At 31.0% G+C, this 24,758-nt stretch carries 20 protein-coding genes, 2 tRNA genes and 1 other annotated feature; all 22 genes read left to right on the top strand.

The features are described 5' to 3' along the window. The first annotated feature begins 3 nt into the window (after positions 1-3). Positions 4-480, top strand: coding sequence for a hypothetical protein (locus tag ACEG17_RS01770; RefSeq protein ID WP_372582326.1), 477 nt, complete (start codon positions 4-6; stop codon positions 478-480). Between the two features lie 269 nt (positions 481-749). Further along, on the top strand, positions 750-899 hold the full coding sequence (gene rpmG / locus ACEG17_RS01765) for a 50S ribosomal protein L33 (RefSeq protein WP_021745196.1): 150 nt from the start codon (positions 750-752) through the stop codon (positions 897-899). Positions 900-915: 16 nt separating this feature from the next. Beyond that, positions 916-991 (top strand) — tRNA-Trp (locus ACEG17_RS01760). A 132-nt stretch (positions 992-1,123) separates the two neighbouring features. Further along, positions 1,124-1,339, top strand: coding sequence for a preprotein translocase subunit SecE (gene secE, locus ACEG17_RS01755; RefSeq protein WP_147004879.1), 216 nt, complete (start codon positions 1,124-1,126; stop codon positions 1,337-1,339). A 1-nt stretch (position 1,340) separates the two neighbouring features. Continuing rightward, positions 1,341-1,967: a transcription termination/antitermination protein NusG gene (gene nusG / locus ACEG17_RS01750; RefSeq protein WP_372582325.1), complete on the top strand. Its 627-nt coding sequence runs from the start codon at positions 1,341-1,343 to the stop codon at positions 1,965-1,967. Positions 1,968-2,084: 117 nt separating this feature from the next. Then, entirely contained in the window at positions 2,085-2,510 is a 426-nt protein-coding gene (gene rplK / locus ACEG17_RS01745; protein ID WP_021745199.1) for a 50S ribosomal protein L11, read from the top strand. 114 nt (positions 2,511-2,624) lie between these two features. Continuing rightward, complete coding sequence (gene rplA / locus ACEG17_RS01740; RefSeq protein ID WP_147004881.1) at positions 2,625-3,332, top strand: 50S ribosomal protein L1; 708 nt, start codon at positions 2,625-2,627, stop codon at positions 3,330-3,332. Between the two features lie 137 nt (positions 3,333-3,469). After that, positions 3,470-3,630 (top strand) — a sequence feature (ribosomal protein L10 leader region). Positions 3,631-3,642: 12 nt separating this feature from the next. Beyond that, positions 3,643-4,149, top strand: a complete 507-nt coding sequence (rplJ, locus tag ACEG17_RS01735; protein WP_021745201.1) for a 50S ribosomal protein L10 — start codon at positions 3,643-3,645, stop codon at positions 4,147-4,149. A gap of 64 nt (positions 4,150-4,213) precedes the next feature. Further along, positions 4,214-4,585 (top strand): 50S ribosomal protein L7/L12, encoded by a 372-nt coding sequence (gene rplL, locus ACEG17_RS01730; RefSeq protein WP_147004882.1) that lies wholly within the window; start codon positions 4,214-4,216, stop codon positions 4,583-4,585. 476 nt (positions 4,586-5,061) lie between these two features. Then, positions 5,062-8,508: a DNA-directed RNA polymerase subunit beta gene (gene rpoB, locus ACEG17_RS01725; protein WP_372582324.1), complete on the top strand. Its 3,447-nt coding sequence runs from the start codon at positions 5,062-5,064 to the stop codon at positions 8,506-8,508. A 110-nt stretch (positions 8,509-8,618) separates the two neighbouring features. Further along, on the top strand, positions 8,619-12,692 hold the full coding sequence (gene rpoC / locus ACEG17_RS01720) for a DNA-directed RNA polymerase subunit beta' (RefSeq protein WP_372582323.1): 4,074 nt from the start codon (positions 8,619-8,621) through the stop codon (positions 12,690-12,692). A 155-nt stretch (positions 12,693-12,847) separates the two neighbouring features. Beyond that, positions 12,848-13,399 (top strand): guanylate kinase, encoded by a 552-nt coding sequence (gene gmk, locus ACEG17_RS01715; RefSeq protein ID WP_372582322.1) that lies wholly within the window; start codon positions 12,848-12,850, stop codon positions 13,397-13,399. Positions 13,400-13,435: 36 nt separating this feature from the next. Beyond that, positions 13,436-13,633 carry a DNA-directed RNA polymerase subunit omega gene (locus ACEG17_RS01710; protein WP_021745206.1) on the top strand — a complete coding sequence of 66 codons (198 nt, stop codon included), beginning with the start codon at positions 13,436-13,438 and terminating at the stop codon, positions 13,631-13,633. A gap of 100 nt (positions 13,634-13,733) precedes the next feature. Continuing rightward, positions 13,734-15,557, top strand: coding sequence for a DNA primase (gene dnaG / locus ACEG17_RS01705; RefSeq protein WP_372582321.1), 1,824 nt, complete (start codon positions 13,734-13,736; stop codon positions 15,555-15,557). Then, positions 15,550-16,728 (top strand): RNA polymerase sigma factor RpoD, encoded by a 1,179-nt coding sequence (rpoD, locus tag ACEG17_RS01700; RefSeq protein ID WP_021745208.1) that lies wholly within the window; start codon positions 15,550-15,552, stop codon positions 16,726-16,728. Before dnaG ends, rpoD begins: the two co-directional genes overlap by 8 nt. Before the next feature lie 76 nt (positions 16,729-16,804). Then, positions 16,805-17,755, top strand: a complete 951-nt coding sequence (locus tag ACEG17_RS01695; protein ID WP_372582320.1) for a sigma-70 family RNA polymerase sigma factor — start codon at positions 16,805-16,807, stop codon at positions 17,753-17,755. A 27-nt stretch (positions 17,756-17,782) separates the two neighbouring features. Next, complete coding sequence (locus ACEG17_RS01690; RefSeq protein WP_372582319.1) at positions 17,783-18,595, top strand: Nif3-like dinuclear metal center hexameric protein; 813 nt, start codon at positions 17,783-17,785, stop codon at positions 18,593-18,595. A 170-nt stretch (positions 18,596-18,765) separates the two neighbouring features. Further along, positions 18,766-20,040 (top strand): NRAMP family divalent metal transporter, encoded by a 1,275-nt coding sequence (locus tag ACEG17_RS01685; RefSeq protein ID WP_372582318.1) that lies wholly within the window; start codon positions 18,766-18,768, stop codon positions 20,038-20,040. A 203-nt stretch (positions 20,041-20,243) separates the two neighbouring features. After that, complete coding sequence (locus ACEG17_RS01680; RefSeq protein ID WP_372582445.1) at positions 20,244-21,164, top strand: IS30 family transposase; 921 nt, start codon at positions 20,244-20,246, stop codon at positions 21,162-21,164. A 286-nt stretch (positions 21,165-21,450) separates the two neighbouring features. Next, positions 21,451-21,536: transfer RNA gene (locus ACEG17_RS01675), tRNA-Leu, on the top strand. Positions 21,537-22,065: 529 nt separating this feature from the next. Continuing rightward, positions 22,066-23,394, top strand: a complete 1,329-nt coding sequence (miaB, locus tag ACEG17_RS01670; protein ID WP_147004889.1) for a tRNA (N6-isopentenyl adenosine(37)-C2)-methylthiotransferase MiaB — start codon at positions 22,066-22,068, stop codon at positions 23,392-23,394. Continuing rightward, positions 23,395-24,741, top strand: a complete 1,347-nt coding sequence (gene rho / locus ACEG17_RS01665) for a transcription termination factor Rho (protein ID WP_232052583.1) — start codon at positions 23,395-23,397, stop codon at positions 24,739-24,741. Positions 24,742-24,758: the final 17 nt, after the last annotated feature.

The following is a 24,758-nucleotide window of genomic DNA, read 5'->3' as shown; positions in this document are numbered from 1 at the left end:
GTTATGAAAAAAAAAATATTATTTTGTTTTTTGACATTTTTAGGAGTTCTTATAATAAGAAATACATATTATCATATAATTAAACCTGTTTTTTTTTCAATTATAACTTATGATGATCCTTTCCCTAAATTTTATTTAGATTTAACTTCGAAATATAAGTTAATCAGTTCTTTCGAAACAATAACTACTTCAGAGTATATATTGAATGAAAATCGTAATAAATTATATATAAAAGAAAAAAATAAAAAATTAATTTACTATGGCGAAATTTCAGAATTAAAAAAAATAAGAAATTATTGGATTTGTTATGGAAAAATTGGTAATAATAATAAAATTTATTTTATTATAAATCAAAAAAATGAGATAGAAGTTTTAGGAACAACAAAAGAAGAATTGAATAGAAAAATTAAGAAAAAAATTAATTTTCATGATCCAAGATTTTATATGGTTCGTTTTGGTGGAATTATAATAGAAGATTAAATAAATTAAGTAAAGCAATTGTTAAACTTCTTAAAAAATAAATTTTATAAATTTAATAAGTACATAAAATGCAAATTAAGGAGTACTAAGGAATTAGAAATGTATAAGAAAGTTTTTTTGTATATTTTTGTAACAAATGTTTGACATCTATACACTAAAAAAACAAAAAGTAAAGAAAATAGTGTTGACAAAAAATACAGAGTATGGTATTATAAATGAGCTAGTTTATTCTGGTAATACCAATATTTTATTGGGAGGGATAGAAAACGATGAGAGTACAAGTTATTTTAGAATGCACTGAAACTAAGTTGAGACATTATGTTACAACTAAAAACAAAAAAACTCATCCTGAAAGATTAGAGTTAAGAAAATACAATCCAGTGCTTAAAAGACATTCTCTTTATAGAGAAGTTAAATAATCTCATAAAAGTAGATAGGTCAGTAGTTCAATTGGTAGAGCGTCGGTCTCCAAAACCGAAAGTTGCGGGTTCGATTCCTGCCTGGCCTGCCATTTTATTTTATGGGAATTTTTTTTTGAAAGTATCAATTTGATTAATATCATAAAAATTAATCAAGTGTTAAATGATTATACAGTCAGTGTTTAGGTTTTGTTTAAATTCCTAAATAATTCTAGGAGAAAATCATGAGTAAATTTAATTTAAAAGAAGTTTTGGGAAATTTACGTGAAGAATATAAAAAGATATATTGGCCTGATAAAATAGAAGTTTATCATGTAACTATAATTGTGATTCTTATGACAGCATTTATAGCGATATATACACTACTTTTTGATACAGCGTTTAATTTTGTGCTAGCAAAGATAAGTGATATTTTGAAAAATCTTATAGGAGGCGCGTAAAGTGACTGAAACAAAGGAAAAAAATGAAGATGAAATTGTATACGAAAAAAAATGGTATATAATTCATACGTATTCTGGCTATGAAAAAAAAGTGGCGGCAGATCTTGAAAAAAGAATAGAGTCGCTTGACTTGACAGATAGAGTTTTTAGAATTTTAGTTCCTGAAGAAGAGGTTCTAGAAGAAAAGCGTGGTAAACAAGTAAAAGTTTCAAGAAAACTTTTTCCAAGTTACGTAATGATAGAAATGCTTTCTGTTAGAGAAGAAAATGAGCTAGGATTAGGATATCGTGTTGACAGTGATGCTTGGTATGTTATAAGAAATACCAATGGAGTTACTGGATTTGTAGGGGTTGGAAGTGATCCAATACCGTTGTCTGATGAAGAAGCTTCAGATTTGCTTGCTAAAGTTGGTATTGATGTCGAAGGTGAAGAAAGAATACCAAGATTTGATATTAATTTTGAAGTTGGTGAAGTTGTTAATGTTAAAAGCGGTTCTTTTGATGGACAACAAGGAGAAATTTCTGAAATTGACTACGAACACGGTAAAGTAAAGGTTATGCTTGAAGTTTTAGGACGTTTAACGCCAGTAGAAGTAGAGCATACCGAAATAGAAAAAATAGACTATTAAAAGTCAAAAATAAAATTGAAAAACAAAAGTATTATTAAAGAATAATAATTAGCGAAATTTTAATTTGAAAGAAAAAGTGGGAGATTTAACAAATTCAATTACCACAAAGGAGGAAAAATGGCTAAAGAAGTAATCGGGAAGATTAAATTACAATTAGAAGCGGGGAAAGCGAATCCTGCACCACCAGTAGGACCTGCATTAGGACAACACGGGGTAAATATTGCAGAATTTTGTAAAGCATTTAATGCTCAAACACAAGATAAAATGGGATTTGTAATTCCAGTAGAAATCACTGTTTATGCAGATAGAAGTTTTACTTTTGTTTTAAAAACTCCACCTGCATCAGATTTGTTGAAAAAAGCGGCTAAAGTTCAAAAAGGTGCTGGAAACTCTTTAAAAGAAGTTGCTGGAACTATAACAAAAGCTCAATTACAAGAAATTGCAGAAACAAAAATGCCAGACTTAAATGCTGGATCAGTTGAAGCAGCTATGAATATTATTGCAGGAACTGCAAGAAGTATGGGAATCAAAATTTCTGAATAATAAAAAAGAAATTTTAATAACCGATAATATAATTCTATAATAAAAAAATTAAACGATTAGTAAAACAAGTGGGAGATTTAGTAAATTCAATTACCACAGAGGAGGAAATAATAAATGGCAAAAAGAGGAAAAAGATATAATAACATTTCTCAAAAAGTAGATAAAATGAAAGTTTACACACCAGAAGAAGCATTGGAATTAGTTTTTGAAACTAAAAGTGCTAAATTTGTGGAAACAGTAGAGTTGGCAATAAGATTGGGAGTAGATCCAAGACATGCTGATCAACAAGTAAGAGGTACAGTTTCATTGCCGAATGGTACAGGTAAAACTGTAAGAATTTTAGCTATCACAAGTGGAGAAAATATTGACAAAGCATTAGCTGCAGGAGCAGATTTTGCTGGAGATGATGAATACATTAACAAAATTCAAAATGGATGGTTAGATTTTGATTTAGTAATTGCTACACCTGATATGATGCCTAAATTAGGTAGATTAGGAAGAATCTTAGGAACTAAAGGATTAATGCCTAATCCTAAATCAGGAACAGTTACAACAAATGTTGAACAAACAGTTCAAGAATTTAAAAAAGGAAAAGTTGCGTTCAAGGTTGATAAATTAGGATCAATTCACTTACCAATTGGAAAAGTTGACTTTACAAAAGAAGCTATCGTAGAAAACTTTAAAGTTGCTTTAGATCAAATTATTAAATTAAAACCAGCAGCTTCAAAAGGACAATATTTAAGAACGGTTGCAATCTCATTAACTATGGGACCTGGAATTAAAATTGATCCATTGTTGGCTGGAGCATTTGTAGCTGAATAGTAAAAAATAATATTACCGAGTAGATTTTTTCTATTCGGTAATTTAGATAAATGTGTGATTTAAAAATAATTTTTTAAAAGATGCTTGCATTTTTTATAAAGTTATTGTATAATAATACATATTGATTTGTGACACATAAATCATATAAATAATAACCAAAGACAGTAGGTAGAATGAAAGTTCTTTAAACCCTACCGAGGTAAATATTATTACAAATAGATATTAGAATAATAGATATTTTTATAGTATGATACCTCTGGGCTTATTGTTTTTGTTTCAGAGGCTTTTTATTATAAGGAGGTGAAACAAATTGCCAGCACAAGCAAAATTAGAAGCAGTAAAAAGTTTAGTTGAAAAATTAAAAGAAGCTAAAGCGGTAGTATTTGTTGATTATAAAGGAATTAGTGTTAATGAAGATACTGAACTTCGTAAAACTGCAAGAGAAGCAGGAGTAGAATATTTCGTTGCTAAAAACAGATTGTTTAAAATAGCATTGAAAGAAGCGGGATTTGATACAAATGTTGATGATTTATTAGAAGGAACTACATCGTTCGCATTAGGATATGAAGATGGAGTTGCACCATCTAAATTAATTTTTGATTTTGGGAAAAAATTAAAAGATAAATTATCAATTAAAGGTGGATTGCTAGAGTCTGAAAGAGTTGACGTGTCAACTGTTGAAGCATTGGCTAAATTACCATCAAGAGACGAATTACTTGGTCAAATTGCTTATGGATTGTTGTCGCCAGTTAGAATGTTGGCTGTTGCATTAACAAATGTTGCAGAACAAAAAGAAACTGGAGCATCAGCAGAGTAATTTTAAACATAAAATAATTTTAAAAATATAAAAATAAATAAAAAAATTAGGAGGAAATAAAATAATGGCATTTAATAAAGAACAATTTATAGAAGATTTAAAAGCTATGTCTGTATTAGAATTAAAAGAAGTAGTTGAAGCTATTGAAGAAACATTTGGAGTATCAGCTCAACCAGTAGCAGTTGCAGGAGGTGCAGCAGCAGGAGGTGCAGCAGCTGAAGAAAAATCTGAATTTGATGTAATCTTAGTATCTGCAGGAGGAGCTAAATTAGCAGTAATTAAAGAAGTAAGAGGAATTACTGGATTAGGACTTAAAGAAGCTAAAGAATTAGTTGAAGCTGGTGGAAAAGCAATTAAAGAAGGAGTTGCTAAAGAAGAAGCTGAAGCAATAAAAGCTCAATTAGAAGGTGCAGGAGCAACTGTAGAATTAAAATAGTAAAAAGAAAATCAATAGTGAAGACACTCTTAAGGATTATGGAGAGTGTCTTTTTCCACTACAAAACTTTAAAATTGAATAATTAATTATTCTTTTTTGTATTAATTTTTATAAATAAGTCAAACAAATTCATAATTATAATACGATAAAGCTACTTCTAAAAGAATATCGAAAAGGATTACTTTTAGATGAATTCAGTTGTTTTTAAATAATCAAATCTGAAAGTAGTTTTGGTATAATTAACTTTAAGGCTAAATATAGAGGTTTACATGTTTAAAACAGGAGTATTTTTAGTCTATTTTTTAGTTTTTTATAGTATAACGATATGAGTTTTTATAAAGGTTGCTTAGTTTAAGTGACGTGAAATAACAAATCGAAATTATGAGAACATTTTTAGATGAAGTTTGAATTTTTAAATTTAATTTTTGATTTGAATTTAAGAAGAATGTGTTCTTTTATAGGGAGGAATTTTTTAAATGAACAAACTTATTGAAAGATATAGTTTCGGGAAAATAGTAGATAGAGGGGAAATGCCGCACTTTTTAGAATTTCAACTAAATTCTTATGAAGATTTTTTACAGACTAAAGTGCCACCTCAAAAAAGAGAAAATAAAGGTTTTGAAGCAATCTTTAATGAAATTTTTCCAATTGAATCCAGCAATGGATTACTAAAATTAGAATACTTATGGTATGAAATTCACGATAATGATGAGCCTTTAAATGATGAATTGGAATGTAAAAAAAGAGGTAAAACATATTCTGGACAATTAAAAGTTAGATTAAAATTAACTAACAAGAGAACAGGAGAAATTCAGGAAACATTAGTTCATTTCGGAGATATACCACTTATGACTGATAAAGCGACATTTATTATAAATGGTGCTGAAAGAGTCGTTATTTCTCAATTACACAGATCACCAGGAATTACTTTTAACAAGGAATTAAATATTCAGACAGGAAAAGATGTGTTTATTGGGAAAATTATCCCTTATAAAGGAACATGGCTTGAATTTGAAACTGATAAAAATGACATCTTAAATGTAAAAATTGATAGAAGAAAGAAAGTATTATTGCCAGTATTTTTAAAAGCGGTTGATTTTTTCCAAAATAATACGGAAATTATGAATCATTTCTTTGAAGAAAAAGAAGTAGAGTTGTCAGAACTTTATTCAAAATATAGAGATACTGAGCTGGAAGAAGTTTTACGTTCAAGATTAGAAGGAAGTTTTGTAAGGGAAGATATTTTAGATGAAGAGACAGGAGAGTTTGTTGCAGAAGCAGAAGAAATTATTGATATGCCTGTAATTCAGAAAATAATTGATGCGAAAGTGCCTGTAATTAATATTTGGGAAGTGAAGCCTGAAGATAGAATTATTGCAAACGCTTTAGTGCATGATAGTACAAAAAATAGTGACGAAGCTGTTATTGAAGTATTTAGAAAATTGCGTCCAGGAGATCTAGTAACTGTGGACAGTGCAAGATCGCTTGTTAAACAGATGTTTTTTAATCCGCAAAGATATGATTTAGCAGATGTTGGAAGATATAAAATTAACAAAAGACTGAAAATAGATGTACCAGCAGATGTGATTGTACTGACAAAAGAAGATGTTTTACAAACTATTGAATACGTAAAAAATCTTGTAAGCGGAGAAGGCTTTACAGATGATATTGACAACTTATCAAATAGACGTGTAAGAGGTGTTGGAGAGTTGCTTTCTATCCAAATAAAAGGTGGAATGCTTAAAATGTCTAAAATGGTCAGAGAAAAAATGACAATTCAAGATATCACAACACTGACTCCACAAAGTCTTTTAAATACAAAACCATTAAATGCATTAATTCTTGAATTTTTTGGAAGTGGACAGCTGTCACAATTTATGGATCAGTCTAATCCATTGTCAGAATTGACTCATAAGAGAAGAATTTCAGCATTAGGACCAGGGGGACTTTCAAGAGATAGAGCAGGATTTGAGGTGCGTGACGTTCATAACTCGCATTATGGAAGAATTTGTCCAATAGAAACTCCAGAAGGACCAAATATCGGACTTATTGCTTCACTTTCAACTTATGGAAAAGTTAATAAATACGGGTTTATAGAAACTCCATTTGTAAAAATAAACGATGGAAAAGCTGATTTTAATGATATTAGATATTTAGCAGCTGATGAAGAGGAAGGACTGTTTATTGCACAGGCTGATACTCCTATTGATAAAGACGGAAATTTCTTGACTGATGAAGTTGTTTGCCGTTATGGAGATGAAATTGTGCATATTGATAAATCAAAAGTTGATATTTTGGATGTATCACCTAAACAGCTAGTATCTGTTTCAGCAGGATTAATTCCATTCTTGGAACATGATGACGCCAACCGTGCATTGATGGGTTCAAATATGCAACGTCAAGCAGTACCTTTATTAAAAACACAGGCTCCTTATGTAGGAACTGGGCTTGAAAGAAAAGTTGCTGTGGATTCAGGAGCAGTAATTACTTCAAAAGCAGCAGGAACTGTAACTTTTGTGGATGCAAGAAAAATTATTGTAACTGATAAAGAAGGAAAAGAACATTACCATAGATTATTAAACTTTGAAAAATCTAACCAATCAATGTGCTTACACCAAAAACCAATTATTGATTTGGGAGATAAAGTTAAAAAAGGTGACATTATTGCAGATGGACCATCTACTGCGGGTGGAGATTTGGCATTAGGTAAAAATATCCTGCTGGCATTTATGCCTTGGGAAGGATATAACTTTGAGGATGGAATCCTTATTTCTGAAAGACTTAGAAAAGATGACGTATTTACATCAATTCATATTGAAGAATTTGATATTGAAGCAAGAACTACAAAATTAGGAGATGAAGAAATTACAAGAGAAATTCCTAATGTTTCTGAAGAAGCTTTGAGAAATCTTGATGAAAATGGAATTGTAAGAATAGGAGCTCATGTAACTCCTGATGACATCCTTGTTGGAAAAGTAACTCCAAAAGGGGAAACTGAACCACCAGCAGAAGAAAAATTATTACGTGCAATCTTTGGGGAAAAAGCAAAAGATGTAAGAGATACTTCATTAAGACTTCCACACGGAGTAAAAGGAACTGTTGTAGACGTACTTGAATTATCTAAGGAAAACGGAGATGATTTGAAAGCTGGAGTAAATAAACTAATCAGAATTTATATTGCAGAAAAAAGAAAAATAATGGTTGGGGATAAAATGTCTGGACGTCATGGAAACAAAGGGGTTATTTCAAGAGTATTACCAGTTGAAGATATGCCACATTTAGAAAATGGAACGCCGATAGATGTCTGTCTTAATCCGCTTGGAGTGCCATCACGTATGAATATCGGACAGGTCTTGGAAGTGCATTTGGGACTTGCAATTGGAGATATTGACAAATATATTGCAACACCAGTATTTGATGGAGCAAGTGAAGAAGATGTTAAAAATTACTTGGAAGAAGCTGGATACAGCAGAACTGGTAAAGTAAAACTGATTGACGGAAGAACTGGACAGCCATTTGACAACCCAGTAACAGTTGGACGTATGTATATGCTAAAACTTCACCACTTGGTAGAGGACAAAATGCATGCTAGAGCAATTGGACCATATTCACTTGTTACTCAGCAACCACTTGGAGGAAAAGCCCAATTTGGTGGACAAAGACTTGGGGAAATGGAAGTTTGGGCATTGGAAGCCTACGGTGCGTCAAATATCCTTCAAGAAATGCTTACAGTTAAATCAGACGACATCAGTGGAAGAACAAAAACTTATGAAGCTATCGTAAAAGGACAGGAAATGCCAGAAGCAGACGCTCCAGAATCATTTAGAGTATTAATTAAGGAATTCCAGTCACTTGGATTAGATGTTGCTCTTTATGATAAAGATGGAGAACAAATTGAACTAGACAAGAATATAGATGCTTAGAAAAAATGGGTAAAAAACGGAATTTTAAATTAAAAATTAAAATATAAAAAGTTTTCCCACTTTACTTTTCAAAAAAAGTGGAATTAAAGAATAGAGGAGGCTCTTAACGAATGAGTATAAGAGATTTTGACAGTATTCAAATAAAATTGGCATCGCCAGAAAAGATTTTGGAATGGTCGTATGGTGAAATTACAAAAGCCGAAACAATAAATTATAGAACTTTAAAACCTGAAATGGACGGATTATTTTGTGAAAGAATATTTGGGCCGTCTAAGGATTATGAGTGTGCCTGTGGGAAGTACAAGAGAATGCGTTACAAAGGCATGGTATGTGAAAAATGTGGTGTTGAAGTAACAACTTCAAAAGTTAGACGTGAAAGAATGGGACATATAAAACTTGCTACTCCAATTGCACATATCTGGTATTCTAAAGGTACGCCTAACAAAATGAGCCTTTTATTGGGAATCAGTACGAAAGAATTGGAATCAGTTCTATATTTTTCAAGATATATTGTGACTGATCCAGGAGAAACTGGGCTTCAAAAAGGTGAAATTCTGACTGAACGTGAATATAAATTATATGAAAATCAGTTTAAAAATGAATTTACAGCAAAAATGGGAGCTGAGGGAGTTCTAGCCTTGCTTGAGGAAATTGATTTGTTTGAACTAGAAAAAACTTTGCAAGGAGAAATGGATACAGAACACTCTACACAAAAGAGAAGAAAAATTATAAAAAGATTAAAAGTAGTTAGAGATTTGATAGAAGCAGGGAACAGACCAGAATGGATGATCTTGACTGTATTACCTGTAATTCCTGCGGATTTACGTCCGATGGTTCAATTAGATGGTGGAAGATTTGCCACTTCTGACTTGAATGATTTATACAGAAGAGTAATCAACAGAAATATCAGACTTAAAAAATTGATGTCAATAAAAGCGCCTGAAATCGTGATAAAAAACGAAAAAAGAATGCTTCAGGAAGCAGTTGACGCATTAATTGATAATGGTAGACGTGGAAAACCAGTTGTTACACAAAACAACAGGGAATTAAAATCGCTTTCTGATATGCTGAAAGGGAAACAAGGACGTTTTAGACAAAATCTACTAGGAAAACGTGTGGATTATTCAGGAAGATCGGTTATCGTCGTTGGGCCAAATTTAAAAATGAATCAATGTGGACTTCCTAAAAAAATGGCACTTGAGCTGTATAAACCATTTTTAATGAGAGAACTTGTAAAAAGGGAACTTGCCTCAAATATAAAAGTGGCTAAGAAAATGGTTGAGGAAGAAGATGAGAATGTATGGGAATTGATTGAAGAAATTATAAAAAATCACCCAGTTCTTTTAAATAGGGCGCCAACATTGCACAGACTTTCAATTCAAGCTTTTGAGCCAACATTAATTGAAGGGAAGGCAATAAGACTTCATCCACTTGTATGTTCTGCTTTTAATGCAGATTTTGATGGAGACCAAATGGCAGTCCACCTGGTATTGTCACAAGAAGCTCAAATGGAAGCAAAATTATTAATGCTTGCAACAAATAATATTATTGCACCATCGAGTGGTAGACCAATAGCAGTTCCATCGCAAGATATGGTAATGGGATGTTATTATATGACAAAAGAAAGAAAAGGTGTTAAAGGAGAAGGAAAATCTTTCTCTAACAAAAATCAGTTGATTACAGCATACCAAAATGGACAAGTTGCAGTTCACGCACTTGTAAATGTAAGAATTGATGGGCAAACAATACAAACTACACCTGGACGTCTTATGTTCAATACAATGCTTCCAAAAGAAGTGAGAGATTATACAAAAACTTTTGGTAAAGGTGAATTAGGAAAATTAATCGCTGAATTATATAAAAAATTTGGATTTGAAAAAACATCTGAATTACTTGATAAAATTAAAGAATTTGGATTCCATTATGGAACACTTGCTGGAATTACTGTTGGAATTGAAGATCTGGAAATTCCTGAAAGCAAAAAGGCTATTTTGGAAAAAGCTGAAAATGAAGTGGCTGAAATTGAGGAACAATATAAATCTGGAGAAATTATTGATGCAGAAAGATACAGAAGAACAGTCGCTATATGGGATGAGGCAGTTTCAAAAGTAACTAAGGAAATGATGGATAACTTGGACGAATTTAACCCAGTTTATATGATGGCGAACTCTGGAGCCAGAGGTTCGATTGCACAAATGCGTCAACTTGGTGGAATGCGTGGACTTATGGCAGATACGCAAGGGCGTATTATCGAAATGCCGATTAAAGCCAACTTTAGAGAAGGACTTAACATTCTTGAATTCTTTATGTCATCACATGGAGCGAGAAAAGGACTTGCGGATACAGCATTGAGAACTGCCGATTCAGGATACTTAACAAGAAGACTTGTTGATATTTCACACGAAGTTATTGTAAATCATGATGACTGTGGATGTGAACATGGAATCGTCGTATCAGATTTGATGGATGCTGGGGAAGTAATCGAAAAATTAAGTGAAAGAATTTATGGAAGAAACTTGGCAACAGACTTAATTCATGAAGGAAAAGTAATTGCCAAAAGAAATACTTTAATAACTGATGATTTAATTAAGAAGATTGAAGAATTAGATATTCGTGAAGTAGAAATAAGAACGCCTTTAACTTGTAAACTGGAAAAAGGAGTTTGTAAAAAATGTTATGGATTAGATCTTTCTAATCACAAGGAAATTCTTAAAGGAGAAGCAGTTGGAGTTATTGCAGCTCAATCAATTGGAGAACCTGGTACACAGCTTACAATGCGTACTTTCCATACAGGAGGGGTAGCAACAGCGGCATCTGTTCAGTCAGATTATAAAGCTGATGTTTCTGGAAAAGTTAAGCTTAAAGATATATCTATACTTGTAAATGATGAAGGGAAAGAAATCGTTGTTTCACAAAATGGACGTGTAATAATAGGAAAACATAGATATGAAGTGCCTTCAGGTTCAACTTTACACGTAAAAGATGGAGATTCTGTTAAGAAAGGTAAAGTGCTAGTAGAATTTGATCCTTATCAAATACCGATTATTACATCTGTTGCAGGAAAAGTAGAATTTAGAGATATTTATGTAAAAGAAAATATTGATGTAAAATATGGAGTTACTGAAAAAGTAGCAATAAAACCTGTGGAAAGTAATGATGTAAACCCAAGAATAATAATTTATACAAAAGGTGATAAGAAAGTAGAATATGCAGTTCCTTATGGGGCATATTTAATGGTAAGTGAAGGAGAAACTGTTAAAAAAGGTCAAATTATTACAAAAATCCTAAAAACTGGAGAAGGAAATAAAGATATTACAGGAGGTCTTCCTCGTGTACAAGAATTATTTGAGGCAAGAAATCCTAAAGGAAAAGCCATTTTATCAGAAGTTGCAGGGCGTGTAGTTTTCTCTGACAAAAAGAAAAAAGGTATGAGATTAATCTTGATTGAAGATCCTGAAACAGGGGAATTAATCCAAGAATACACTGTTCCTGTTGGGGAGCATTTAGTTGTAACTAATGAAATGTTAATCGAAAAAGGTGCGAAAATAACTGACGGGCCTGTTTCGCCACATGATATTTTGAAAATAAAAGGACTTGTAGAAGCACAGCAATTTATTCTTGAATCAGTACAGCAAGTTTATAGAGAGCAAGGAGTTGCGGTTAACGATAAACATATTGAGATAATCGTAAAACAAATGTTCCAAAAAATTAAAGTTAAAGAAGCTGGAGATTCATTATTCCTTGAAGATGAGTTAATCGATAAAAAAATTGTGGAACGTGAAAATGAAATATTAATTTCAAAAGGAAAACGTCCAGCAACTTATGAACCAGTAATTCAAGGTATTACGAAAGCAGCTGTAAATACAGAAAGTTTCATTTCTGCAGCATCGTTCCAAGAAACTACAAAAGTTCTTGCAAATGCAGCTGTTGAAGGAAAAACAGACAGACTTGAAGGATTGAAGGAAAATGTAATTATTGGTAAAAAAGTGCCAGGAGGTACAGGGTTCAATGATTATAAATATTTGGATGCAGTCTTAAAAAATGATATTGTAGAAGAGGAAGCTGTGGAAACTGAAGTGGAAGTAGATGGAGAAAAAGTAGAAGTTACAGAAACTTTAGGTGCCTTGAAGGACAATCCAAATGAAATTATAGAAACTGTTGAGGAAACAGCAGAAGTTGAATAATTAAGATAATTTAAACTTGATTAGTAAATAGCAACTATGAATATAAAATTTTAATATTACTGTCAAAATTAGATTATTAATATAATATTGTGAATAGGGAGATTTGTGAATATAAATTTCCCTTATTCGCGTAAAAAAATAAAAGGTGGTTTCTAATGAAAGGAAAACTATTCATTGTTTCAGGGCCTTCAGGCTCAGGAAAATCAACAGTTACAAAATTAGTAAAAGATCGACTAAATATTCCATTATCAATATCAGCTACAACTCGACAGCCAAGAGACGGAGAAATCGATGGCAAAGATTACTTTTTCTTAACTAAAGAAACTTTTGAACAAAAAATAAAAAATGATGAATTTTATGAATATGCAAATGTTCATGGAAATTATTATGGAACATTGAAAGAAGTAGTAGAAAGTAATTTAAATAAAGGATTAAATGTAATTTTGGAAATTGATGTGCAAGGTGCATTAATTGCAAAGGAAAAGAAAAAAGACGCTGTATTGGTATTTTTTCGTACAAAGGATATGGAAACTCTTGAAAAAAGGCTTCGTAACAGAAATACTGATACAGAAGAAGTCATTCAGACACGTTTAAAAAATGCGTTAAAAGAACTGGAATATGAAAAAAAATATGATTACACTATAATAAATAATGATATTGAAGAATCTTGCACAGCATTGATAAATATTATTAATCCACAAAATTGATATAAATTCTAAAATAATAGGAGAAAATTATAAAAAATGAAAAAAGAAAAAATAACAATAGATGAACTATTGACTAAAATACCTAATAAATATGAACTTGCAATTGTATCAGGAAAAATTGCAAAAAGAGAATTTGCTAAAGGGAAGCAAAAATCGGAAATAATGGATGAAGTTTTTAAAGATATTATGGAAGATGATGTGGAAATAATTCGTGAAACTAATGAGGAAAATTAAAAAAATTTGTTTATAAAGTATTGACTATTTAAAAAAACAAATTATACTAATAGTGTAAATATTTTTTATTGACTGTTTTTTTATGGAGGAATAAAAAATAATGATTTATAGTGAAAAAGAGATACAGAAATTAATTGATAATTTAGATATTGTTCAAGTGATTGGAGAATATGTAAATTTAAAAAAGGCAGGTTCAAATTATAAAGGCTTATCTCCTTTTAAAGATGAAAAGACTCCATCTTTTACAGTCAGCCCAGTAAAAAATATTTTTAAGGATTTTAGTACACAAATTGGTGGAAATGTAATTTCGTTTTATATGAAAATCAATGATGTCAGTTTTATTCAGGCAGTAGAAGAGTTATCGCGAAAGTATAATATTCCGCTAAAGAAAAATAGGGAATATAGGACAATCAATCAGGAAATTGAAAGAAAAAAGGCTGTAAACAAGGAATATTACGAAATAATGAATGAAGCCCAGATATTTTTTAGAGAAAATATTGAAAAATATCCTGAAGCATTAGAATATATGAAGGAACGTGACTTCTCTATTGAAGAAATCAGAAAATTTAGGATAGGATTTGCCAATAGTTCAAGAGATGAATTATTTCAGCATTTATTAAAAAAAGAATTTCCAGAAGAAAAGATAATAGAATTAGGACTTGTCAAAAGAAATGAAAATGGTGAAATTTATGATAGCTTTAGAAATAGAGTGATTTTTCCAATTTACAATATAAATTCTCAGATTGTAGGATTTGGGGGACGTATAATTGAAAAAAATACTAATTTGCCTAAATATCTAAATTCTCCAGATTCGCCTATTTTTAAAAAAGGAAATGAACTTTTTGGAATAAAGCATCAAGGAGAAAATATTAGGAAAAAAGGCTTTGCGATACTGATGGAAGGCTATCTTGATGTACTTACAGCCCAAAAGAATGGTTTTGAAAATGCAGTTGCAAGTCTTGGAACTGCACTTACTGAGGAACAGGCACAACTTTTAAAGAAATATACAGATAAAATATTGATTTCATATGATAACGATGAAGCTGGGAAAAATGCCATAATAAAAGCAGGATACATTTTAAAAAAATATGATTTTGACGTAAAGTGTCTAGTTATAGATGGAAATGAGAAGGATCCTGATGAGTTCTTGAGAAAAAATGGTAAAAAGGCATTTATAGAAGTTGTAAAGAAATCAGAAGAAATTTTTGATTTTTTAACAAAGGAAGCTTCAAAAGATTTGGATTTGAATGACATAAGTGGAGAAAGAAAATTCATTGAAAGATTAAAACCATTTTTTTCAAATGTTACAAATAATCTTAATAAAAATCTATATTTACAAAGATTATCAGCTAATTTTGGAATTAATGAATTTGTTTTAGAAGAGGAACTCAAAAATTTGCCGAATAAAACTTCTAAAATGAAAAAAAGAAGAATCTATGAAAATCAGAAAGTTCAATACAAAAAGCAAAAAAGAGATTTATATATTGAACTGGAAGAACAAACACTTATATATATCTTGGAATTTTTTAAATCAGAAAAGGAAAAGTGTATAGAACTTTTAAATAAAGAATTTAGCCATCCGATTTTTAATGAACTAATAGAAAAATTGAAAGCTATAGATTTTGATATAATGAAACTTGATAAAATTGATATTAGTGAAGAAAATAGGGAGATTGTAACAAACTTGAAGTTACGGGCAGATAATGACATTAAGGATAAGGAAATTTATTTTAGGGAAATTTATTCTGGCTGGTTTGAGCGTGAAATAGATGAGGAAAGAAAAAAAACTGAGGAAGAAAACGATAGAATTAAGAAAATTGAATTAAAAAAAATATTATCAAAATTAAAAAATATTAATAAAATTAGTGAAATAGAAAAATTATATAATGAATTTATATTGATAAGGAGACCGAATTATGTCTGATAAAAAACAAAATTTAAAAAATAGTCTCGCAAATTTTATAAAACAGGCACGAGAGCAAAAAGTTGTAAGTTACGAAGAAATAAATTCTGTTTTATCTATCGGATTTTCAACTGAAAAAATCGAGCAGTTAATAAAAAAACTGACTGATGACGGTGTTCAAATCGTAGATACTATAAAGGAAAAAGAGGATTTATTAAAAGTTCCTGATTCCATAGAAGCTATCGAAAAAATGGAAATATCGGATTTTGAAGATTCGCATGATGAATTTGTAGAGAGTGAAATCGACGATTCGGAAGTGGATAAACTATTACAGACAGATTTGTTAAAAATGGCAGAAAGTATGGATGTAGATGAACCAATAAAAATGTATTTGCGTGAAATTGGACAAATTCCACTACTTAGCTATGAAGAAGAAATCGAATATGCTCAACGAGTTTTAAATGGCGAGGAGGAAGCAAAACAGAAATTAATAGAGTCAAATTTAAGGCTTGTTGTCAGTATCGCAAAAAAACATACAAATCGTGGCTTGAAAATGCTGGATTTAATTCAAGAAGGAAACATGGGGCTTATGAAGGCTGTGGAAAAATTTGAATATGAAAAAGGATTCAAGTTTTCGACTTATGCAACTTGGTGGATTAGACAGGCTATAACACGTGCAATTGCAGATCAGGGAAGAACAATAAGAATACCTGTTCATATGATTGAAACAATTAATAAAATCAAAAAGGAAAGCCGTATTATTTTACAGGAAACTGGAAAAGAGCCAACAGCAGAGGAACTGGCTGAAAAGTTAGAATTACCAGTAGAAAAGGTAAAAAGTATTTTGGAAATGAATCAGGATCCGATTTCACTTGAAACTCCAGTTGGAAGCGAAGAAGATAGTGAACTGGGAGATTTCGTGGAAGATGATAAATTTGCGAATCCTTATGACGCAACAACGAGAGTTCTATTAAAGGAACAGCTTGATGAAGTATTAAAAACATTAAATGAGCGTGAGGAAATGGTGCTTAGATATAGATATGGACTAGATGACGGTTCTCAGAAAACTCTTGAAGAGGTGGGGAAAATCTTTAATGTAACAAGGGAACGTATTAGACAGATTGAGGTAAAAGCATTAAGAAAATTAAGACATCCAAGCAGAAGAAAAAAATTGGAAGATTACAGGAGCTAAAGTTGTTATTTAGCTCCTTTTAGATATTTAGGATTTTTAGATGAACTAAATAATAAATAAAATAAGGGGAAAAAAGATGTTAAAAAATGTTTTTGAAGATATAAGAAAAAAAGGAAGTTTCAGTTTTGAAAAAATTATAGAAAATCATACAATGAATGATGATGAATTTTTTGAATTTTTGAAATTTATCCATTTGGAAAATATTCCAGAGGTTAGGACTTCAACTGATGGGAGTGATTTTATCGTATTAGAAGACGAGAATATTTTTATTGAAGAAAAGGATATGATAAAATCATATTTAGAAGATATAAAGAGAAAATACGAAGAACTTGAGAAAAAAAGTGAAAATGAGAAAGAAAGGGAAGAATTAATTGATAAATATTTAAAAATTGCAGTAAAAGAAAGCTTGCTTTATTCAAAATATGGATTTTCGTTTTTGGATACAGTTCAGGAAGCTACACTTGGAATTATGTCAGGTTTGAATTATTATGATGAAATTATGAAAATAACAAAAGAGCCTGAATTTTTTGTGAAAAATTTTGCTGTAAAATATATTTTGGAATTTCAGAAGGAACTGTTAAAAGATATTAAATCATCTGAATTATCGTATATTTTATATTTAAAAGTAAAAGTTGACAGGAGTATGGGATTTTCAATGGATGAAATAAGTAAACAGATGAATGTTTCAAAAGAATATATTGAACAGCTTGAAAAACTATTTGACGAGGTAGAACCTGAAGAGCTGATTGGAAATTCGCAGATATTGGAAAAGGCTGATAAAATTACACAGATGTATATTCTTGAAAATATTCCTAAAAAACTAAATTATCTAGATGAGCAGATTTTAGTTATGACTTATGGACTGGATGATAAAGTGTATACAGAAAAGGAAATTGCAAAATCTTTAAACATTGCTAGTCACAATGTAAATATTTTAAAGGAAAAGGCACTTAATAAGTTATCAATTGACTTAATGAGAAATGATTTTGTAGAAAATAATGAAGAGGCAAATTATACAATAAATTAAGAAAAATAATGAAAGGAAAAGGAAATTATGAAATTATGGGAAATAATAGGAGAACTTCACACAATCTTTAATCCTAAAGTTGCTGAAAACTGGGATAATGTTGGACTTCTTGTGGGAGATAACACAAAGGAAGTCAATAAAGTGTTATTTTGTCTGGATGTAACAGAAAAAGTTGTAAAACAAGCTGTAGATAACAATGTAGATTTGATAATTTCACACCATCCAGTTATTTTTTCAGGTTTAAAGAAAATTACAAATGAAACTGTACATGGAAGAAAGTTATTAAAATTAATAGAAAATAAAATAGCAGTTTATTCAATTCATACTAATTCTGATTTTGCAATTAATGGATTAAATGACTTTATAATGGATAAACTAAATCTAGATGGGGAAAAAATAATTTTTAATGAACACGAATTTGAAGACTATAATCCAATAAAAAATAAGGTGGAACGTGTACATAGCGGACTTGCAAGAATAAAGATATTAAATGAGGAAATGAGACTGGAAGACTTACTTGAAAGAATAAAGAATTCACTTGGAATAAGCTATGTAAGGTATGTTGGCAATAAAGATGCATATGTACGAAAAATTGGACTTGTTACAGGTGGTGGAAGCTCATTTTTAGATGATGTTGCAGATAAAATTGATGTTTTTTTGACTGGAGATTTGAGATATCATGAGGCTTTGGATGCTCTGGAAGACGGAAAAATTCTTGTAGACGTAGGACATTTTGAAAGTGAATATTTGTTTGTGGATATGATGGAAAAAGAAATGTCAAAATTTTTTGATGGAGAAATGATAAGACATTTTGAAGACGAAGTATTTAAATTAGGGTAGAAAAATATTAAAAATAATCGAATAAAAATTAAAAATATTGATAAAAACACTAAAAAAAATTTGAATATTCAGTACAAAATGTTATAATACCCCTATAATTTCAAAAATTTGACTATCAAATGATTTGTTATAATTTTTGGAAAGACTAAGAGAAAAGGAAGGTATTTTTTATGACAACTACTCACTCAAGCTGGTATCACAAGTTTAAAGCCTTTGGACCTGGTATCCTTATGGCTTCAGCAGCTATTGGAGGTTCCCATATCGTAGCCTCTACGCAGGCAGGTGCATTATATGGATGGCAATTGGCAATTATAGTTATTTTAGTCAATATTTTCAAATATCCATTTTTCCGTTTTGGGACCCAATATACGCTAGAACATAAACATTCGTTAATAGAAGGATATGAAGAAAAGGGGAAAATTTATCTTTGGGTATTCTTTATTATGAATATATTTTCTGCAGTTATTAACGTGGCGGCAATTGGTATTTTGACAGCGGCAATTTTAGCAAATATTTTAAAATTGACATTTCTAAGCAGTCTTACTCCTGCGGCAATGGCTTCAATGATTAACATGCTTACTACAATTGTTCTTGTAGGTTCACTTGCAATGCTGGTATTTGGAGGTTATAACCTGTTGGACAGTTCTTCAAAATTTATTGTTATTTCATTGACAGTTGCAACAATTATCGCAGTTGTTATTGCGTTATTCAAACAACATCCGATGGCACCAGATTTTGTTATCCAATCGCCTTGGAAACTAACAGCATTGCCATTTATTGTATCATTAATGGGATGGATGCCTGCTCCAATTGAAATTTCCGCAATTAATTCGATGTGGACTGTTGAAAAACAGCAAAATATGAAAGTTCCCCACAAACTTGCAATGTTGGATTTTAATGTAGGTTACTGGGTTACAACAATTCTAGCCTTTGTATTTTTGGCACTTGGAGCATTGATTCAATATGGAACGGGAACAGCGATTAAAGGAGCAAGTGCAGCTTATATCGCGCAGTTTATTCAAATGTATTCAAGCGTTATTGGAAACTGGTCAGGACTTCTTATTGCATTTATCGCATTTATGTGCATTTTTGGTACAACAATTACAGTTGTAGATGGTTATTCACGTGCTAATGCTGAATGTCTTAGATTAATTATGAAACAAAAAGAAGTTAAAACATCACATTTTAATATATGGATGATAGGAACAGTAGCTGTGGCAATGGTTATCGTATTCTTTTTTGCTGGAAATGTAGCCGCAATGATGAATTTTGCCATGATATTCTCATTTGTTTCAGCTCCAGTATATTCATATCTTAATTTTTCACTTGTTAAAGACAATAACAAGCTGCCTGTTTGGTTGTGGTTCTTATCAGTGGCAGGAATTATATATTTAGCAGGGTTTACAATATTTTTCCTTGTTTATTTGTCTGGAATTTTGAAATAGTATTGTTATTTTAATTTTATAAAAAAAACCACCTTTCAACAAGATTTAGTAATTGTCATTGTAGGTGGTTTTTTCTTTTTTTGTTAATCATAGATTGTAAAATATATTGCGACAAACTAAAAAAATATAAAAACTCATGATAATTTCGTGTTAAAATGTTAGTAACGACAAAAACATTAACGAAAGGAAATATATCATGAGCCATAAATGAAAGAAATAAACTAGAGGTCCTGCTAAAAGAAAATTACAAAATTTCTAAAATTGCCAAAATCCTTAACAGGCACAGGACTACCATTTATCGTGAAATCAAAAGAATTAATGGCGAATACTATTCTGAAAATGCTCAAGAAGATGCCAATACAAAATCTGCTAATAAAGGAAGAAACTCAAAAATTACTGCTGAATTGAAAAATCTGATAGAGGACAGGCTCTGCAAAACCTGGTCGCCTGAACAAATTGTCGGAAGGGAATTAAAGGGGAGACTGTCATTTAAAACTATCTATAACTGGCTGTACAGTAATTTTCTAGATGTTTCGGTGAATGTCTTGAGAAGAAAGGGAAGGAGAGCGAAAACTGAGGAGACGAGAGGGAAATTCAATATTGGGAAGTCAATTGACGACAGACCGGAAGAAGTAAAGAAAAAAGAAGTTTTTGGGCATTGGGAGCTAGACTCGGTAGTTTCAGCAAGAGGAGAGAGCAAAGCCTGCTTTGCAACATTTGTGGAATTGAAGACACGGTTTTATGTGGCAATAAAGATGGAAGATAGAAGTAAAAGTTCAATGCTGGAAGCAATAAGACAGCTGACAGCCAATATACCAGAAGAAGCATTCAAGACTTTCACATCAGACAGGGGGAAGGAATTTTCGTGCTGGGAAGAAGTGGAGAAGCTGGGAATAGAATTCTATTTTGCAGACCCTTACTGCTCATGGCAGAGAGGTTGCAATGAAAACAGCAACGGTCTTCTAAGAGAATTTTACCCAAAGAAGACCGACATATCAAAAGTAGAGACAGAAGACTTGATAAGAACCTTAATGCTGATAAATTCCAGACCAAGAAAATGTTTAAACTATGCAACACCATTTGAAAAATTTTTGCACGAAATTAGTTTTAAAAAAAATTGGTAAAATGTCGCAATTAATATTGCAATTTATGTTAATTTTAAAACTTTTTTAAGTTGCTAAGCAATTGTAGTTAAATAATGAAAAATTGTTAGTTTATCCTAAAAAATATATTATACTATTTAAGTGGGAAAATTAGAAGATAAAAAACTGCACTAAGAAAGAAATATTTTTTAATATATTTTTGTAACAAATGTTTGACATCTATACAACATCTATACAAAAAAAATTTTAAAAGAAGTTGACAAAACTTAAAAAATATATTATACTAATTAGGTAATTTAAAATTTATGCCCGAGTGGTGAAATTGGTAGACGCAACGGACTCAAAATCCGTCGATTTTATATCGTGCCGGTTCGACTCCGGCCTCGGGCACCAATAATAAAATTAAATTTTTTCATAATAAATTGCACTCTACACTCCTAGAGTGTTTTTTATTTTAAAAATCTTAATTGACAATTATACTACTTTCCATTTAAATAGCGAATGTTTAATAAATTTTGAATTATACATTATTTAGCTGGGGATTAAGGCTTCTTATCCTTAAAATAGTTTTTATTTTCTAATAGATTTAGTATTAAACAAGAAATAGTATTATAGTAAAACTAGTTTAAAACAGAACTCAAAAATTATGACTATTTTACTCAAACCCTAAATTGTATAATTTCTATCAGTTCAATTTTAAATGGGTTCGAGTATAATTAAAAAAAAGAATAAAAAATTCTTGAAATTCCAAAATAAAAATGATACCATTACAATAGGAGAAAATAAACTTGAAAAATAATGGTTTATACTTGGATAGTTAGAACTATTTAAGTGTTGAAAAAATTATCAATTTAGTCAATTCAGAAACTATTCAGTAAAAATCAAAAATTTTAAAAAAAGAACAAAATTTGGAGGGAAAAAAGTGGAAAAGAGAGCAACTATAATAACATACGGTTGTCAAATGAACGTAAATGAAAGTGCAAAAATGAAGCAGATGCTGCAAACAATGGGGTATAGCATGACTGAAGATATTGAAAATACAGATTTGGTATTTTTAAATACTTGTACAGTAAGAGAAGGTGCAGCTGTTAAAGTATATGGAAAATTAGGAGATTTGAAAAGAATTAAGGAAGAAAAAGATGGAAAAATGATTATTGGTGTCACAGGATGCCTTGCTCAAGAGGTAAGAGATGAATTTATTAAAAAAACGCCTTATGTCGATTTGGTTCTTGGAAATCAGAATATAGGAAGAATTCCTGATATTTTGGAAAGAATCGAAGCGGGAGAAGAAACACATATTGTTATGGTAGATGATGAGGATGAACTTCCAACAAGAGTAGATGCAGACTTTGGAGATGATATTGTGGCTTCTATCTCGATTACTTATGGGTGCAATAATTACTGTACGTTCTGTATAGTCCCTTATGTGCGTGGAATGGAGAGATCTGTACCTCTTAATGAAGTTGTTAGGGATGTGGAGCAATATACAAAAAAAGGATACAGGGAAATATTATTTTTAGGACAGAATGTAAATTCGTATGGAAGCGATTTTGCGAATGGAGAAGATAATTTTGCAAAGCTGTTGGAGCAAAGTGCAAATGTAGAAGGAGATTTCTGGATAAAATATGTATCTCCACATCCAAAGGATTTTAGTGATGAAGTAATTGATACAATTGCAAGAAATCCTAAAATTGCTAGAATGTTGCACTTGCCATTACAGTCAGGTTCTACAAAAATTTTAGATTCAATGAATAGAGGATACACAAAGGAAGAGTTTATAGCTCTTGCTAAGAAAATTAAAGAAAAAATACCTGATATTGGACTTACTACTGATATTATTGTTGGATTTCCTGGGGAAACAGATGAAGACTTTCAAGATACAATGGATGTAGTGAATGAAGTTGGATTTGAGAATGCATTTATGTTTATGTATTCAAAGAGAACAGGAACTCCTGCGGCTACAATGGAAAATCAAGTTGATGAGCAGGTAAAAAATGAGAGATTGCAACAGCTTATGAGATTGCAGAACATGAAAGCAAAAGAAGAAAGTCAGAAATATTTAGGAAAAATTGTAAAAGTGCTAGTTGAAGGACCAAGTAAAAAAAATCCTGAAATGCTGGTTGGAAGAAGTTCTACACATAAAATAGTTTTATTCAAAAGTGATAGAAAAGACCTGAAAGGGCAATTTGTAAATACGAAAATTTACAATGCGAAAACATGGACATTGTATGGAGAGCTGGTGGAGGAATAAATGGCAAAAAAAGATAATGAAATAGAATCGGAGAAAAATTTGGATGAACAGCTAGAATTAGATAAGAAAGATGTTTCTGAAAATTCAGACTCTGAAGAAGAAATGATACGAGAAATTCTTTCTCAAAATGTAACAAAATTAAAGAAAATGGCAAAGGAATATAAAATTGGAAGTTTTTCTGGAATGTCAAAACTTGAACTTATAAATGCAATTTTGATTGAAAAGGGGAAAGAAAGAGGAAAAACTTATGGATTTGGTAAATTGGATGTAATAGGTGAGGGAAATTATGGATTTTTGAGAAATACTTCGATTGGGCCTGATGTTTATGTGTCAATTTCACAGATAAAAAGATTTTTCTTAAGAAATGAGGATATTGTATTTGGAGAATTGAGAATTCCGATTGGAACTGAGAAAAATTATGGTATTTTGAAAGTATTGCTTGTAAATGGAGACTTGCCTGAAAAATCACTAGAACGTCCGTATTTTGACGATTTAGTGCCATCTTATCCAGATGAAAAGCTAAACTTAGGAGGCGGAGAAATTTCTTCAAGAATTATTGACTTAATTTCGCCAATTGGGAAAGGGCAGAGAGGACTTATAGTCGCACCTCCAAAAGCTGGTAAAACAGTACTTCTTTCTACTCTTGCAAATGACATTATAAAATACAATCCTGAAATTGATGTGTGGATACTATTAATTGATGAACGTCCTGAAGAAGTTACGGATATTAAAGAAAACGTAAAAGATGCGGAAGTATATTCAGCGACTTTCGACGAAGATCCAAGAGTACATACAGAAGTTACAGAAAATGTGCTTCAGATGGCAAAAAGGCAAGTGGAACGTGGGAAAGATATTTTGATTCTTATGGATAGTTTAACAAGGCTTGCACGTTCATATAATATCACTATTCCGTCAAGTGGGAAATTAATTTCGGGAGGAATCGACCCTAATGCACTTTATTATCCAAAAAGATTTTTAGGTGCCGCAAGAAATATAAAAAATGGTGGAAGCCTTACAATTATTGCCACAGCTCTTGTTGAGACAGGAAGTAGAATGGACGAAGTAATTTTTGAGGAATTTAAAGGAACAGGAAATATGGAAATCATTTTAAGCAGAACGCTGGAACAGTTAAGAATATTTCCTGCAATTGATGTACTAAAAAGTGGGACAAGACGTGAAGAGCTTCTGATTCCAAGAGAAAATTTGGAAAAAATTTGGAAATTAAGAAGAGAATTGAATGAAATGTCAGAAGTTGAAGGAATGAAAAATCTGATAGAACTTATAAAAAAATACAAAAATAATGATGAATTACTGGAAGATTTATATAAAGCTAAAAAAACAAAATAAAAATAAATATTAAGGAG

The sequence above is a fragment of the Leptotrichia hongkongensis genome (assembly GCF_041538065.1).
GTDB lineage: Bacteria > Fusobacteriota > Fusobacteriia > Fusobacteriales > Leptotrichiaceae > Leptotrichia > Leptotrichia hongkongensis.
This window is presented reverse-complemented; position numbering and strand designations above follow the sequence as displayed.

Excerpts from the sequence above, each read along its gene's own strand:
- ACEG17_RS01770 (WP_372582326.1), top strand. The coding sequence starts at position 4 with ATGAAAAAAAAAATATTATTTTGTTTTTTGACATTTTTAGGAGTTCTT.
- rpmG (WP_021745196.1), top strand. The coding sequence starts at position 750 with ATGAGAGTACAAGTTATTTTAGAATGCACTGAAACTAAGTTGAGACAT.
- secE (WP_147004879.1), top strand. The coding sequence starts at position 1,124 with ATGAGTAAATTTAATTTAAAAGAAGTTTTGGGAAATTTACGTGAAGAA.
- rplK (WP_021745199.1), top strand. The coding sequence starts at position 2,085 with ATGGCTAAAGAAGTAATCGGGAAGATTAAATTACAATTAGAAGCGGGG.
- rplA (WP_147004881.1), top strand. The coding sequence starts at position 2,625 with ATGGCAAAAAGAGGAAAAAGATATAATAACATTTCTCAAAAAGTAGAT.
- rplL (WP_147004882.1), top strand. The coding sequence starts at position 4,214 with ATGGCATTTAATAAAGAACAATTTATAGAAGATTTAAAAGCTATGTCT.
- rpoB (WP_372582324.1), top strand. The coding sequence starts at position 5,062 with ATGAACAAACTTATTGAAAGATATAGTTTCGGGAAAATAGTAGATAGA.
- rpoC (WP_372582323.1), top strand. The coding sequence starts at position 8,619 with ATGAGTATAAGAGATTTTGACAGTATTCAAATAAAATTGGCATCGCCA.
- gmk (WP_372582322.1), top strand. The coding sequence starts at position 12,848 with ATGAAAGGAAAACTATTCATTGTTTCAGGGCCTTCAGGCTCAGGAAAA.
- ACEG17_RS01710 (WP_021745206.1), top strand. The coding sequence starts at position 13,436 with ATGAAAAAAGAAAAAATAACAATAGATGAACTATTGACTAAAATACCT.
- dnaG (WP_372582321.1), top strand. The coding sequence starts at position 13,734 with ATGATTTATAGTGAAAAAGAGATACAGAAATTAATTGATAATTTAGAT.
- rpoD (WP_021745208.1), top strand. The coding sequence starts at position 15,550 with ATGTCTGATAAAAAACAAAATTTAAAAAATAGTCTCGCAAATTTTATA.
- ACEG17_RS01695 (WP_372582320.1), top strand. The coding sequence starts at position 16,805 with ATGTTAAAAAATGTTTTTGAAGATATAAGAAAAAAAGGAAGTTTCAGT.
- ACEG17_RS01690 (WP_372582319.1), top strand. The coding sequence starts at position 17,783 with ATGAAATTATGGGAAATAATAGGAGAACTTCACACAATCTTTAATCCT.
- ACEG17_RS01685 (WP_372582318.1), top strand. The coding sequence starts at position 18,766 with ATGACAACTACTCACTCAAGCTGGTATCACAAGTTTAAAGCCTTTGGA.
- rho (WP_232052583.1), top strand. The coding sequence starts at position 23,395 with ATGGCAAAAAAAGATAATGAAATAGAATCGGAGAAAAATTTGGATGAA.